General features: G+C 66.7%; 11 protein-coding genes. 8 read left to right on the forward strand and 3 right to left on the reverse strand.

Features of this window, described 5'->3' with window-relative positions; genetic code table 11:
- Window positions 1-14: 14 nt before the first annotated feature.
- Complete coding sequence (locus F3J15_RS10190) at window positions 15-1,538, reverse strand: PLP-dependent aminotransferase family protein (RefSeq protein WP_166890445.1); 1,524 nt, start codon at window positions 1,536-1,538, stop codon at window positions 15-17.
- A 108-nt stretch (window positions 1,539-1,646) separates the two neighbouring features.
- Between F3J15_RS10190 and F3J15_RS10195 the strand changes: the two genes are divergently transcribed.
- The 5 genes from F3J15_RS10195 (at window position 1,647) to F3J15_RS10215 (ending at window position 7,759) form a co-directional block, all read left to right on the forward strand.
- Window positions 1,647-2,753: an ABC transporter ATP-binding protein gene (locus F3J15_RS10195; protein ID WP_166890448.1), complete on the forward strand. Its 1,107-nt coding sequence runs from the start codon at window positions 1,647-1,649 to the stop codon at window positions 2,751-2,753.
- A 77-nt stretch (window positions 2,754-2,830) separates the two neighbouring features.
- Window positions 2,831-3,877, forward strand: coding sequence for an ABC transporter substrate-binding protein (locus F3J15_RS10200; RefSeq protein ID WP_069251119.1), 1,047 nt, complete (start codon window positions 2,831-2,833; stop codon window positions 3,875-3,877).
- 111 nt (window positions 3,878-3,988) lie between these two features.
- The gene (locus F3J15_RS10205; RefSeq protein ID WP_069252883.1) at window positions 3,989-5,245 is read left to right on the forward strand and encodes an ABC transporter permease; all 1,257 of its coding nucleotides are present in this window, start codon (window positions 3,989-3,991) and stop codon (window positions 5,243-5,245) included.
- A 37-nt stretch (window positions 5,246-5,282) separates the two neighbouring features.
- Window positions 5,283-6,119, forward strand: a complete 837-nt coding sequence (locus F3J15_RS10210; RefSeq protein ID WP_069251120.1) for an ABC transporter permease — start codon at window positions 5,283-5,285, stop codon at window positions 6,117-6,119.
- A gap of 221 nt (window positions 6,120-6,340) precedes the next feature.
- Window positions 6,341-7,759, forward strand: a complete 1,419-nt coding sequence (locus F3J15_RS10215) for an MFS transporter (RefSeq protein ID WP_166890451.1) — start codon at window positions 6,341-6,343, stop codon at window positions 7,757-7,759.
- Between the two features lie 105 nt (window positions 7,760-7,864).
- On the opposite strand, the gene F3J15_RS10220 is transcribed toward F3J15_RS10215, so the two are convergent.
- Entirely contained in the window at window positions 7,865-9,598 is a 1,734-nt protein-coding gene (locus F3J15_RS10220) for a S53 family peptidase (protein ID WP_166890454.1), read from the reverse strand.
- A 643-nt stretch (window positions 9,599-10,241) separates the two neighbouring features.
- Between F3J15_RS10220 and F3J15_RS10225 the strand changes: the two genes are divergently transcribed.
- From F3J15_RS10225 to F3J15_RS10235, 3 genes are read left to right on the forward strand one after another with little or no spacing between them, the layout of a single operon-like run.
- Complete coding sequence (locus F3J15_RS10225) at window positions 10,242-10,565, forward strand: metalloregulator ArsR/SmtB family transcription factor (protein ID WP_069252885.1); 324 nt, start codon at window positions 10,242-10,244, stop codon at window positions 10,563-10,565.
- Window positions 10,565-10,996 (forward strand): SRPBCC domain-containing protein, encoded by a 432-nt coding sequence (locus tag F3J15_RS10230; RefSeq protein WP_089447379.1) that lies wholly within the window; start codon window positions 10,565-10,567, stop codon window positions 10,994-10,996. The genes F3J15_RS10225 and F3J15_RS10230 overlap by 1 nt, the downstream gene beginning before the upstream one ends.
- The gene (locus F3J15_RS10235; RefSeq protein WP_089447380.1) at window positions 10,993-11,430 is read left to right on the forward strand and encodes a DUF1801 domain-containing protein; all 438 of its coding nucleotides are present in this window, start codon (window positions 10,993-10,995) and stop codon (window positions 11,428-11,430) included. The genes F3J15_RS10230 and F3J15_RS10235 overlap by 4 nt, the downstream gene beginning before the upstream one ends.
- Before the next feature lie 123 nt (window positions 11,431-11,553).
- On the opposite strand, the gene acnA is transcribed toward F3J15_RS10235, so the two are convergent.
- Window positions 11,554-14,271 carry an aconitate hydratase AcnA gene (gene acnA, locus F3J15_RS10240; protein WP_089447381.1) on the reverse strand — a complete coding sequence of 906 codons (2,718 nt, stop codon included), beginning with the start codon at window positions 14,269-14,271 and terminating at the stop codon, window positions 11,554-11,556.
- Between the last annotated feature and the right edge of the window lie 11 nt (window positions 14,272-14,282).

Here is a 14,282-nt window from a genome sequence, read left to right on the forward strand (position 1 = left end):
GCGCACGACCGCCGCTATGCCGCGCGCGTGAGGTTCCGCGGCAGGTGGCGCTCGATGGTATTCGCGAGCGTGTCGAACGCGGGGCCGATGCCTTCGTGCGCGACGCACGCATAGCCGAGCAGCAGGCCGCGCCGCGCGGTGTCGAGGCTGCTGTAGTAGCTGGTGAGCGGGCGCACGATCACGCCCGCATCGAACGCGCTCTGCGTGACCGCGCGATCGTCGCACGCGTCGGGCAGGCCGAGCACGAGATGCAGGCCTGCCTCGTCGCCCATCACGGGCAGCGCGTCGCCGAAGCGCGCGCGGATCGCATCGATCATCAGTTGCCGGCGCTCGCCGTACAGCGTGCGCATTCGTCTGACGTGCGAAGTCAGGTGGCCGTCCATGATGAATTCGGCGAGCACGGCCTGCTGCATCAGCTGGCCCTCGCGATACAGCTCCGACAGCCCGGTGCGGAACGTGTCGACCAGATGCTCGGGCACGACCATGTAGCCCATCCGCAGCCCCGGGAACAGCATCTTGCCGAGGCTGCCGACGTAGATCACGCGGCCGCCGTCGTCGAGCCCCTGCAGCGATGCGAGCGGGCGGCTGCCGTAGCGGAACTCGCTGTCGTAGTCGTCCTCGATGATCCAGCAGCGGTGCTGGCGCGCGTATTCGAGCAGCATCCGGCGTCGCGCGAGGCTCATCACCATCCCGAGCGGGTACTGATGCGACGGCGTGACGAGCACGAGCCGCGGCGGATGCTGCATGTCGCTGGCATGCGGGTCGAGCCCTTCGTGGTCGACCGGCACCGGCGTCAGCGTGAGACCGGCCGCCTGCAATACGCTGCGCACGCCCCAGTAGCACGGCTCCTCGACCCATGCGCGATCGCCGATGTCGGACAGCAGCCGCACCGCGAGATCGATCGACTGGTGGATGCCCGTCGTGATGATCAGCTGGTCCGGCGAGCATTTGACCGAGCGCGCGACGCGCAGGTAATCGGCGAGCGCCCGCCGCAATGGCCGGTAGCCGCCGCCCGGCGCATAGGTCAGCAGCTCGGGATTCGCTTCCTTCCACAGCCGCGCCTGCAGCCGGCTCCACGTCCGGCTCGGGAATTCCGACACGTCCGGCACGCCCGGCATGAACGCGCCCCACTGGCGCCGCGATACGCCCGCGTGCTCGATCAGTTGCCGGCCGCGCATCGACAGGCCGCCCTGCGCGTCCGGCAGCGGCGGTTCACCGGCGCTCGACGGCGGCGGCGCGGCGCCCGGCACGTGGATCGCGGCGGCGTCCGGCCGCGTGTCGGCCACATAGGTGCCGCTGCCGGTGGTCGTCAGCACGTAGCCTTCGGCCGTCAGCTGGTCGTACACGTGCAGCACGGTATTGCGCGCGATCGACAGGTCGGCCGCGAGCGTGCGCGAACTCGGCAGCTTTGTTCCTGGCCCCAATTCCCCGGTCAGGATGGCCTGCTGCATCTGCTGCAGCAGCTGCCGGTACATCGGCTCGGGCGAACCGCGGTCGAGGCGGGCAGAGAGCCAGTCGGCGAGGATCACGGTATCCAAAGTGGTCCTACTAGTAATATTGAAATGGTTCCCTATTGTAGAACCGTGGGCGCCGTATAGTGGCTCGCATCTCAAAATCAATTGTCGCGAAGCAAGGGGACAGCCACGATGAAGTCCGATGATGTGATCGTCAGCTTTCGCGGCGTGCGGAAGACCTACGACGGCGAAACGCTGGTCGTCAAATCGCTCGACCTCGATATCCACCGCGGGGAATTCCTGACGCTGCTCGGCCCGTCGGGCTCGGGCAAGACCACCTGCCTGATGATGCTGGCCGGCTTCGAATTCCCGACCGGCGGCGAGATCCGCCTCGACGGCGAGCTGCTGAACAACGTGCCGCCGCACAAGCGCAACATCGGCATGGTGTTCCAGAACTACGCGCTGTTTCCGCACCTGACGGTCGAGCAGAACGTCGCGTATCCGCTGACCGTGCGCAAGCTGCCGGCGGCCGAGCGCGCGGAACGCGTCGCGCACGCGCTGAAGATGGTGCAGATGGAGCGCTTCGCGAAACGCTATCCCGCGCAGTTGTCGGGCGGCCAGCAGCAGCGCATCGCGCTGGCGCGGGCGCTCGTGTTCGAGCCGAAGCTGGTGCTGATGGACGAGCCGCTCGGCGCGCTCGACAAGCAGCTGCGCGAACACATGCAGTACGAACTGAAGGCGCTGCACGAAAAACTCGGCGTGACCTTCGTGTACGTGACGCACGACCAGGGCGAGGCGCTGACGATGTCCGATCGCGTCGCCGTGTTCGACAAGGGCATCGTGCAGCAGCTCGACACCGTGGACCGCCTGTACGAATCGCCATGCAACGAATTCGTCGCGAACTTCATCGGTGACAGCAACCGGCTGCGCGGCACCATCGCGCGCGTCGACGGCGAATTCTGCGAATTCCGGCTCGACGACGGCACGAAGCTCGTCGGCCGCCGCATCGGTGATGCGGCCGAGGGGGCGCCGGCCGTCGCGTGCATCCGCCCCGAACGCATGAGCCTCGCCGCGCACGGCGCGAACGGGCACGCGAACGGCTCGGCCGCCAACCAGCTGAGCGGCGAGGCGCGCAGCCTCATCTATTTCGGCGACCACGTGCGCATGCGCTGCGCGCTGCCCGGTCAGGACGAATGCTTCGTGAAGGTGCCGCTCGGCACCGGTGCGCTCGATGCGTTCTCGCCCGGCGCACCGGTCGCGCTCGCGTTCTCGCCCGAACACCTGCGCGTGTTCGCTTGAGCACGGTTTCCCCGATTTTCCGTAGCACGTCGTCAACAACAACTGCCCACTTCCACCACGAGAGGAGAGGAACCACCATGAACCGAGCACGCATTACCGCACGGCGCACCGCGCTGGCATTGGCGCTCGCCGTCGTCGGCGCATCGGCATCGGCTGCCGAACTCACGGTCGTCAACTTCGGCGGCGCGAACGGCGACGCACAGAAGGCCGCGTTCAACCAGCCGTTCGAGAAGGCGACCGGCAACAAGGTCACGGCCGTCGAATACAACGGCGAGCAGGCGAAAGTGAAGGCGATGGTCGAGGCGAAGCACGTCAACTGGGACGTGGTCGAAGTCGAATCGGGCGACCTGAACCGCGGCTGCGACGAAGGGCTGTACGAGAAGCTCGACTGGTCGAAGATCGCGAAGAAATCCGACCTGATTCCGGAATCGCCGCAGGTGTGCGGCGTCGGCTTCTTCGTGTGGTCGACGGCGCTGTCGTACAACGCGGACAAGCTGAAATCGGCGCCGACCGGCTGGGCCGATTTCTGGAACGTGAAGAAATTCCCTGGCAAGCGCGGGATGCGCAAGGGCGCGCGCTATAACCTCGAATTCGCGCTGATGGCCGACGGCGTCGCGACGAAGGACGTCTACAAGGTGCTCGGCACGAAGGCCGGCCAGGATCGCGCGTTCAAGAAGCTCGACGAACTGAAGCCGTACATCCAGTGGTGGGAAGCGGGTGCGCAGCCGCCGCAGTTCCTCGTCGCCGGCGACGTCGTGATGTCGACCGCGTACAACGGCCGCATCGACGCCGCGCAGAAGGAAGGCAAGAACCTGAAGGTCGTGTGGAACGGCAGCATCTACGACCTCGACTACTGGGCGATTCCGAAGGGTTCGCCGAACAAGGCGCTGGCGGAGCAGTACATCGCGTACACGCTGACGCCGAAGCCGCAGCAGGCATATGCGCAGCACATCGCGTACGGCCCGGCGAACGTCGCGGCGATCAAGTCGCTCGACGCGAAGACGCTCGCGAACCTGCCGAACTCGCCGGCCAACGGCAAGAACGCGGTACTGGAGGACATCGGCTTCTGGACCGACCACAGCGACGAGCTCGAACAGCGCTTCGCCGCGTGGGCAACGAAGTAACCGGTCAGGCATCCTCACGGGTGTCGTGATGCAACCGGCCGCGCGACGCGTCGATCGTGTCGCGCGGCCTTCCGCCGGATCGTGCCCGGCCGGAGAGAACCGTTGAATACGATGACGATCGCGCCTTCCTCGCCGTCGAACGCCGCGCTCAAGCGCGAGCTGAAGGCCGCCGAGGCCCGCAAGCGCACGATGGCACTGCTGCTGGTCGCGCCGCTCGCGATTTTCCTGTTGCTGATTTTCGTCGTGCCGATCGGCACGCTGCTCACGCGCGCGGTGCAGAACCCCGAGATCGCCGCAGCGCTGCCGAACACGGTCAGGGCGCTGTCGGGCTGGGACCGCAAGGCGCCGCCGGCCGACGCCGCGTATGTCGCACTCGCGGCCGACATGACGAAGGTGGCCGACAGCGAGGCGATGGGTGCGCTCGCGCGACGGCTGAACACCGAGATTCCAGGCTATCGCTCGCTCGTCGCGAAGACGGCGCGTGCGATGCCGCTGAAGGGCGACAACGACGCGGCACTGACACCCGCGCAGACGCGCGACAAGCTGGTCGAACTCGATTCGCGCTGGGGCGATGCCGCATACTGGCAGGCGATCGCGAAGAACGGCAGTGCGTATTCGCCGTTCTACCTGCTCGCCGCACTCGACCACAAGCAGGACGGCTTCGGCCACATCGTGCAGGCCGACCCCGACCAGTCGATCTATCTCGCGATCTTCGGCCGCACGTTCGTGATCGGCGTCGCCGTCACGCTGTTCGCGCTGCTGCTCGGCTATCCGCTCGCATACTGGATCTCGACGCTGTCGGAGCGTCGTGCCAACCTCGTGATGATCCTCGTGCTGATTCCGTTCTGGACGTCGGTGCTCGTGCGCGTCGCCGCGTGGATCGTGCTGCTGCAGAGCGAAGGGCTCATCAATACGGCGCTGATCGGCAGCGGGCTGATCTCGCATCCGCTGACGCTGTTGTTCAACCGCATCGGCGTGTACATCTCGATGACGCACATCCTGCTGCCGTTCATGATCCTGCCGCTCTACAGCGTGATGAAGTCGATCCCGCCGACCTACCAGCGCGCGGCCGTCTCGCTCGGCAGCCATCCGTTCGCCGCGTTCTGGCGCGTGTACGTGCCGCAGACCTACCCGGGCGTCGGCGCGGGCGCATTGCTCGTGTTCATTCTCGCGATCGGCTACTACATCACGCCCGCGCTGCTCGGCGGACCGAACGACCAGATGGTCAGTTATTACGTCGCGTACTTCACGAACGTGACGATCAACTGGGGCATGGCGTGCGCGCTCGGCGGGCTGCTGCTTGCAGCAACGCTCGTGCTGTACGCGGTGTACGGGCGCTTCACGCGCACCAACGTGAGCCTCGGTTGAGCGCCGCGCACCACGAAACGGGAAGGGGATTCGGACCATGAAACTCGCCAGGCCGCTGTTCGCGCCGCACATGTCGTTCGTCGAGCGCGCGTGGTACGTCGCATTGCGCGTGCTCGTCGTGCTGACGCTGCTGTACCTGATCCTGCCGGTGCTCGCGATCGTGCCGCTGTCGTTTTCGTCGAGCACGTTCCTCGTCTATCCGATCCCGGGCTTCTCGACGCGCTGGTACGAGAACCTGATCGCATCGGACGAGTGGCGGATGGCCGCGAAGAACAGCTTCATCGTCGCGCCGTCGGCGACCGTCGTCGCGACGGTGCTCGGCACGCTTGCCGCGATCGGTCTCACGAAGGCCGACTTCCGCGGCAAGGCGCTGCTGATGGCCGTGCTGCTGTCGCCGATGATCGTGCCGGTCGTCGTGGTCGGTGTCGGCATGTACCTGTTCTTCGCGCCGCTCGGGCTCGCGAACACCTACACGGGGCTGATCGCCGCGCACGCGGCGCTCGGCGTGCCGTTCGTCGTGACGACGGTTGCGGCAACCCTGCAGGGCTTCAACCAGAACCTCGTGCGCGCGAGCCTGTCGCTCGGCGCGAATCCGGTGTCGACGTTCTTCCGCGTGACGCTGCCGGTGATCGCACCGGGTGTGATGTCCGGCGCGCTGTTCGCGTTCGCGACGTCGTTCGACGAAGTCGTCGTCACGCTGTTCCTCGCGGGCGCGGACCAGACGACGCTGCCGCGCCAGATGTTCACGGGCATCCGCGAGAACATCAGCCCGACGATCGCTGCGCTCGCAACGATCCTGATCATCTTCTCGACGAGCCTGCTGCTGGCGCTCGAATGGCTGCGCGGTCGCAATGCGCGGCGCGCGGTGACCTGACGCGGCGAGCCTGCCTGCCGCGCCTGCGTTGCCGCGCATCCTGCACGGCAACGCATTTGCTTTCATTTCGCTGACTGACGAGGCGGCCGCCTGCACGTTCGATGGGGCTCTGCAACAATACGGGGCGCGGCGGCGCGCGTTCCGTGCGGTGCGTCCGGAACGCCGCCGCGAGTCCAATCCGCGACGCGGCGCAACGCGTCGCTCGTCAGCCGAGCCTCATCTTGTCCGAATTCGCTTCCCCCGCCGGCGCGCATGAGCCGGCCGTCAACTGGCGTGCGATGTCCGCCGTGCTGCTGGCCGTCGCGCTCGCGACGCTCGACACCGCGATCGCGAACACCGCGCTGCCCGCGATCGCCGCCGACCTGCATGCATCGCCGGCCGCGTCCGTATGGATCATCAACGCCTACCAGCTCGCGATGGTCGCGACGCTGCTGCCGTTCGCGTCGCTCGGCGACATCGTCGGCCACAAGCGCGTGTATATCGCCGGGCTCGCGGTGTTCACGGTTGCGTCGCTCGGCTGCTCGCTCGCGTCGACGTTGCCGATGCTGACGGCCGCGCGGATCGTGCAGGGCTTCGGCGCGAGCGCGATCATGAGCGTGAATGTCGCGCTGATCCGCGGCCTGTTTCCCGCGCACCGGCTCGGGCGCGGCGTCGGCTTCAACGCGCTCGTGGTCGGCGTGTCGTTCGCGGTGGGGCCGACCATCGCGTCGCTGATCCTGTCGGTCGCCGCATGGCCGTGGCTGTTCGCGGTGAACGTGCCGCTCGGCGTGTTCGCCCTTGCCGTGGCGATTCCGTCGCTGCCGCAGACGGCGCGCGGCAAGCATGCGTTCGATCCGGTCGCCGCGTTGTTCAACGTGATCACGTTCGCATCGCTGATCTTCGCGCTCGGCGAATTCGCGCAGCGCGGGCCGCTTTCCATCGTGTTCGCGGCGGCGGCGGTCGCGCTCACCTTCGGCTGGCTGCTGATCCGCCGCCAGGCCGGGCACCCGGCGCCGATGCTGCCGGTCGACCTGTTTCGCCGGCCGGTGTTCACGCTGTCCGCGCTGACCGCGGTGTGCGCGTTCGCTGCGCAGGGGCTCGCGTTCGTGTCGCTGCCGTTCTATTTCGAAACCGTCCTGCATCGCAACGCGGTCGAGACGGGGTTCCTGATGACGCCGTGGTCGGTCATCGTCGCGCTCGCCGCGCCGATCGCGGGGCGCTTGTCGGATCGCTATCCGCCGGGCCTGCTCGGCGCGATCGGTCTGGCCTTGCTGAGCGCGGGCATGGTGTCGCTCGCCGTGTTGCCGGCGGCGCCCAGCGTCATCGACATCGGCTGGCGGATGATGCTGTGCGGCGCGGGCTTCGGCTTCTTCCAGTCGCCGAACCTGAAAGCGCTGATGTCGAGTGCGCCGCCCGAGCGCAGCGGCGGCGCGAGCGGGATCATCGCGACCGCGCGGCTGATCGGGCAGGCGACGGGCGCGGCGCTCGTCGCGCTGTCGTTCGGGATCGCGGGACGCCATGGGCCGACGCTCGCGCTGATGCTCGGCGCGGGCTTCGCCGGGGCCGCGAGCGTCGCGAGCGGATTGCGGCTCTTTGCGCCGTCGCATCGGGCCGGTGTGGCGGCCGCGCCGGAGCGCGTAAGCGAGCGGGCGACGGAGTAGGGTGGCGCGCGGTTGCGGCGCAGGCCGATTACCGAACGACGATCGCGGGAAATTTTCGAGCCGGCGCGCGGCCACCACCGCCACGCGCCGGCCTTCACGCTTCGCTTAGAACCCGCCCGACTTGATCAGCTGGTTGAGGTTCGCGATGTTCAGGCTGCCGAAGCCGGTCGTGTAATCCCAGCCGGTGCCTGCGTTGTAGCCATACCCCTGATAGCCGTTGTTCCCCGACACCACGTCGTAGCGCACGAGCGACGGGTTCGACGGAATGTCGGCGTAGAACTTGCCGGCCGGGAAGCCTAGGCCCGTGCCGTTCGCTGCGAGCAGGCGCGCCCAGAGGCCGGTGAAGATCGGTGCGGCGAGGCTTGTGCCGCCGATCTGCTGCAACTGGCCGTAGTTGTAGATGTAAGCACCCGTGCTTTGCGCGGCGTCGAACGAGACGTCCGGCAACTGGCGGTTGCTGCCCGACTGCCACGACGGCGCGGGCAGGATCGTGCTGACGCCGCCGCCCGTTGCCCACAGCTTGCCGTTGGCGTCGAGCCCTTCGTTCCACACCGTCTCGTTCGAGAAGGCGCCCGACGACGTCGTGTAGAGCGTCGTGCCGCCGATCGCGAGCACGTGCGGCGACGATGCCGGCCACGACACCGTGTAGTTCGAGCCGTCCGGATAGCCGCGGTTGTTGCACTCGTACACGCCTTCGTCGCCCGACGAAACGGAGAACGTCTGGCCTTGCGCCGCGGCGGTCGTGAAGATCTGTTCCTCGGCGTCGAGCGTGCCGTCCGCGCTCGCGTCTGTCTCGCACCAGCCGAGCGATACGTTGATCACCTTCGCGGTGTTGTCCGACACCGCGCGGTTGAACGCCTGCGTGAGGCCCGTGTTGCCGGTGGCGTTCAGGTCCGCCATGTAGAACACGAGCTTGCCGACCTGGCCGCCGGCCGAGCCGACGATCGACTGGCTGTCGAGATCCCACTCGCCCTGGCCGTCCTGGTCGTCGGTGTAGCTGCCGCCCGTACCGTTCGTCTTGACGGTCTGCGTGGAGACCGTGCCGTAACCGTTGCTCGACGTGAACTGCTTCAGGTCCTGCAGCGTCTGCGACACGCCGCCGATCGTGATGATGCCGACGGTCACGCCGGCCGCAGTCGGCACGCCGGTCGCGTTGTAGAGGCCCGGGAATTCCTTCGGATAGTGGCCGGTCGCCGTGCCGGCCGCGAGCGCCTGCGGCTTCGACACGTTGCCGATGTGCAGCAGCGGCCGCGCGTGTGCGACGCTCTGCAGCCCGAGCACCGAGCCGACGACGTCGCCGAGCGCGCGCGGCACCTGCGCAGTCGACGTGTTCGCGAAGCCCGAGTGACCCGCGTAGTCGAAGTGCACGAGCGACGTGTTGAATGCGGTCTTCACGGTCCCGGCCGTGCCGCGTGCGGATACCAGCAGCCGGTTCGGTGCGACCTCGACGTTCACGAAGCCACTCTTGTGCAGATAGTCGACGACCGACTTCACCTGCGCTTCGGTCGGCGCGTAGTTGGCGAGGAACTGTTCATGCGTAAGGTACTGGCGGTAATGCGCGCTGCCCGGCCGGTTCACGTCGCGCGACAGTTGCTTGAGCTGCGCGGCATTGCGCAGTTTCAGGCTGACGACGACGTCGGTCGTTTCGCCGGCCGCGAGTTCGAGCGACGGCGCCGCGCTGCGCGCCATCAACTGCGTGCCGGTCAGAAAGGCCTTCGTATGGGTGTCGACCCAGTCCGTCGCCGCATGCGCCGCAGCGGCGGCGAACACGAGCGGTGCCACGCACGCAAGGCGGCGGGGCGACGGCAGGGGCAGGGCAAACCAGGCGTTCCTTTTCATCGGGAGTCCTTTTTAGGAGAGACGACGTTGCTGGAGCCCTCGACCCTTGTGGGGTCGCGAGCGGTGACGAGCGTAGGGCGTCGCTGCCGTTCAGGTAGCTGCCATTTTCCATAGCTGTCAGTTCTGACATCAGCGCGGGTGCACGCATGCGCTGTGTCATGCGCGCAAGCGATGGCGGCAACGGCGAGCGGAACCGGTTCGCGATACGACGGCGCGGCAATGCGCGACGCTCGCACGCACGAGTCGCTCGTCGCGACGCCGGAACGTGCGCGATCGCGGAGCGGATCGCCGCGTGAACGCATCGCGCGCGACCGGTCGTTGCCGCGTGCCGCGTCGCACTATGTGGTCAAACGAAGCGACACGGCAGGAACGGATTCGCGCGTGCACAAGAAAGGGGCCGGTCGATCGCAAACGTTTCCCGAACTGTGGAACGGTGCTTCCGGCAGTCTTGCAGGCGACTTTCGGATCGCATGCGGCGATTGCGGATTAGAGGAAAGGTTCGAATCCGGGGACGTCCACACCCCGGCGCGGCGGACAGCGGGCCCGCGCAAGATCGCGCGGCGTCGTTCGCGAAATTCCGCCTTGACGTGCGTCGATCAGCGGATATGCTTCAATCCATAACCATCGGGTTATGGATTTGGACATGCAGAACGCACACGACATGCTTTTCAGGACACTTGCCGATCCCACGCGCCGCGCGCTCTTCGAGCGGCTGTGCGCGGACGGCGAGCTGACGGTTGCCGCATTGACGGCCCATGCGGGCGTCTCGCAGCCGGCCGTCTCGAAGCATCTGGGCGTCCTGAAGCAGGCCGGGCTCGTGAGCGACCGTCACGAAGGCCGGCAGACGCACTACAGCGCGCAGCCTCAAGCGCTGGCCCCGTTGATCGACTGGACGAGCCAGATGGCGGGCTTCTGGCAGACCCGGTTCGATGCCCTCGAAGATCTTCTGAAAAGGATGGACCAGTAATGAACCAGGCCACCACCGAAACGCGCTCCGTCGTCGTCGACCGGGAGCTGCCTCATCCGCCGGAGAAGATCTGGCGCGCCCTCACGCAACCGCACCTGATCGAGGCGTGGCTGATGAAGAGCGACTTCGAGCCCGTCGCGGGCCGCGCCTTCAGCTTCCGCGCCGACTGGGGCTCGGTCGACTGCACGGTCCTGACGATCGAGCCGCCGCATGCGTTGTCCTATACGTGGGCCGCGTACGGCCTCGAAAGCGTCGTCACGTGGACGCTCACGCCGACGCCGCACGGCACGCACCTGCGGATGGAGCAGGTCGGCTTCCGTACCGACCAGGAGCAGGCGTACCGCGGTGCGCAGCACGGCTGGGTCCGGTTCTTCGACTCGCTCGAACAGGTGCTGGCGCGCCCCGACGAAGGCACGGAGGCGCGCGCATGAGCACAACGGATCTCACGCCGTCGGAGCGTATCGACGCGCTGATCGCCGGCATCGCCGACTGGCGCGGCAAGACCTTCGCCGACCTGCGCCAGACGATCCTCGACGCGCAGGCGGGCATCGTCGAGGAATGGAAATGGATGGGCAGCCCCGTATGGTCGTGCGACGGGATGATCGCGGTGGCGAATGCGCACAAGGGCAAGGTGAAGCTGACCTTCATGCACGGCGCGCAGCTGCCCGATCCCGACAAGCTCTTTAACGACGGCCTCGACGGCAATGCGCGGCGCGCGATCGATTTCTTCGAAGGCGACAAGCTCGACAAGCGGGCACTGAAGAATCTGGTGCGCGCGGCGATCGACTACAACCGCACGCATCTGAAGAAGAACACCCGGCGAGCGGGCACAGGCACGAAGGCGCGGGCCGACAAGGCGGCATGACGCGCTGCACGACCGGTCACGCAGCGTAGCGCGCAGGCAAAAAAAGCCCGACACGAGGTCGGGCATCCAAATCGGCCGCAACCGCCCGCGAGGCGGCTGCGGCACCTGCAAGGTGCAGGGCGCTTACGCTGCGAGCAGCGAGCGCAGCACGAACGGCAGGATCCCGCCGTGCTTGTAGTAGTCGACTTCGATCGGCGTATCGATGCGCAGCAGCACCGGCACGCGCTGCGTTTCACCGTTCTTGCGATGGATCACGAGCGTGACGTCCTGCTGCGGCTTGAAGTCGTCGCCGAGGCCTTCGATGTCGTACGTCTCTTCACCGGTGATGCCGAGCGACTGGACGCTGTCCGCGCCCTTGAACTGCAGCGGCAGCACGCCCATGCCGACCAGGTTCGAGCGGTGGATGCGCTCGAAGCTGCGTGCGATCACGGCCTTCACGCCGAGCAGTTGCGTGCCCTTCGCGGCCCAGTCGCGCGACGAGCCCGTGCCGTACTCTTCGCCCGCGAACACGACGGTCGGCGTGCCGGCGGCAACGTACTGCATTGCTGCATCGTAGATCGATTGCTGTTCGCCGCTCGGCTGGTGGATCGTCAGGCCGCCTTCGACGCGCGTGCCGTCTGCCTTCGCCGGGATCATCAGGTTCTTGATCCGGACGTTCGCGAACGTGCCGCGCATCATCACGTCGTGGTTGCCGCGGCGCGAGCCGTAGCTGTTGAAGTCGGCCTTCTGCACGCCGTTTTCCTTCAGCCACTTGCCTGCCGGCGAGTCTTCCTTGATCGAGCCTGCCGGGCTGATGTGGTCGGTCGTGACCGAGTCACCGAAGATGCCGAGTGCGCGCGCGCCCTTGACCGTCGGGATCGACGCAGCCGGTTCCATCGAGAAGTCGTTGCCGAAGAACGGCGGCTCGGCGATGTACGTCGACTTCGGCCAGTCGTAGACCTGGCCCGATTCGCCCTCGATCTTGCTCCAGAGGTCGCCCTTCTTGGTCAGCTTCGAGTAGTTGTCCTCGAACTTCTTCGGGTCGAGCGCGAACTTGAGCAGCGCGTGGATTTCTTCGCTCGTCGGCCAGATGTCGCCGAGGTAGATGTCGCGGCCGCCCTTGCCCTTGCCGACCGGTTCCGTCATCAGGTCGCGCGTGATGTTGCCGGCGATCGCGTAGGCGACGACCAGCGGCGGCGACGCGAGGAAGTTCGCGCGGATGTTCGGGTGGATGCGCGCTTCGAAGTTACGGTTGCCCGACAGCACGGCTGCCGCGACGATGTCGTTCTTCGTGATCGCTTCGTTCAACTCCGGCGTCAGGTCGCCCGCGTTGCCGATACAGGTCGTGCAGCCGTAGGCCGCGACTTCGAAGCCGAGCTTCGACAGGTAGGGCAGCAGGCCCGTCTTCGTCAGGTACTCGGTGACGATGCGCGATCCCGGCGCGAGCGAGGTCTTGATCTTCGGATCGACCGTGAGGCCGGCCTCGACCGCCTTCTTCGCGAGCAGGCCGGCGGCCAGCAGCACGCTCGGGTTCGACGTGTTCGTGCACGACGTGATCGCGGCGATCAGCACGTCGCCGTTCTTCACGTCGACGCCGTTGCTCGTCGTGTATTGCGTGGCCAGATCTTCGGCCTTCTTCGCGAAGCCGTTTTCCGCGACCGGCTTCGAGAACAGGTCGGTGAACGTCGACTTGACGTTGCCGATCTCGATGCGGTCCTGCGGGCGCTTCGGGCCGGCCAGCGACGGCGCGACCGTTGCCAGATCCAGCGTCACGACCTTCGTGTAGTCGATGTCGCCGGCCTTCGGGATGCCGAACAGCTTCTGCGCCTTGAAGTAGTTTTCGAACGCGGCGATTTCCGCCTTCGTGCGGCCCGTGCCTTCGAAGTACTCGATCGTCTTTTCGTCGACCGGGAAGAAGCCCATCGTCGCGCCGTATTCCGGCGCCATGTTGCCGATCGTCGCGCGGTCCGGCAGCGACAGCGACTTCGTGCCTTCGCCGAAGAATTCGACGAACTTGCCGACGACCTTCTCCTTGCGCAGCATTTCGGTGATGGTCAGCACCAGGTCGGTGGCCGTCACGCCTTCGATCAGCTTGCCCTTCAGCTCGACGCCGACGACGTCCGGCGTCAGGAAGTACACCGGCTGGCCGAGCATGCCGGCTTCGGCCTCGATGCCGCCCACGCCCCAGCCGACCACGCCGATGCCGTTGATCATCGTCGTGTGGCTGTCGGTGCCGACGAGGGTGTCCGGGTAGTACACGGTGTCGCCGCCGTCCGTCTTCTTGTGGACGCCGCGCGCGAGGTATTCGAGGTTCACCTGGTGGACGATGCCGACGCCCGGCGGCACGACCTTGAACGTGTCGAATGCCTGCATGCCCCACTTCATGAACTGGTAGCGCTCGTTGTTGCGCTGGAATTCCAGTTTCATGTTCAGGTCGAGCGCGTCCTTCTGGCGGAAGTAGTCGATCTGCACCGAGTGATCGACGACGAGATCGACCGGGACCAGCGGCTCGATCTTCTTCGGGTTCTTGCCGGTACGCTCCGCGACGCCGCGCATGGCCGCGATGTCGGCGAGCAGCGGCACGCCCGTGAAGTCCTGCAGCACGACGCGCGACACCACGAACGGAATCTCGTCGACGCGCTTCTCGGTCGGCTTCCAGTTCGCGAGCTGCGCGATGTGCTCTTCGGTGATTTTCTTGCCGTCGTAGTTGCGCAGCACGGACTCGAGCACGATACGGATCGACACCGGCAGGCGTTCGATCTTCGTCTTCAGTTCCTTGCCCAGCTGCGGCAGCGAGTAGAACTTGCCTTTGCCGGAACCGCTGTCGAATTCCTTGAGGGTCTTGTGGAGATTGTGGGCCATGGTGATTTTCC

The sequence above is a fragment of the Burkholderia sp. Ap-955 genome, assembly GCF_011753045.1.
Taxonomy (GTDB): Bacteria; Pseudomonadota; Gammaproteobacteria; order Burkholderiales; family Burkholderiaceae; genus Burkholderia; species Burkholderia lata_D.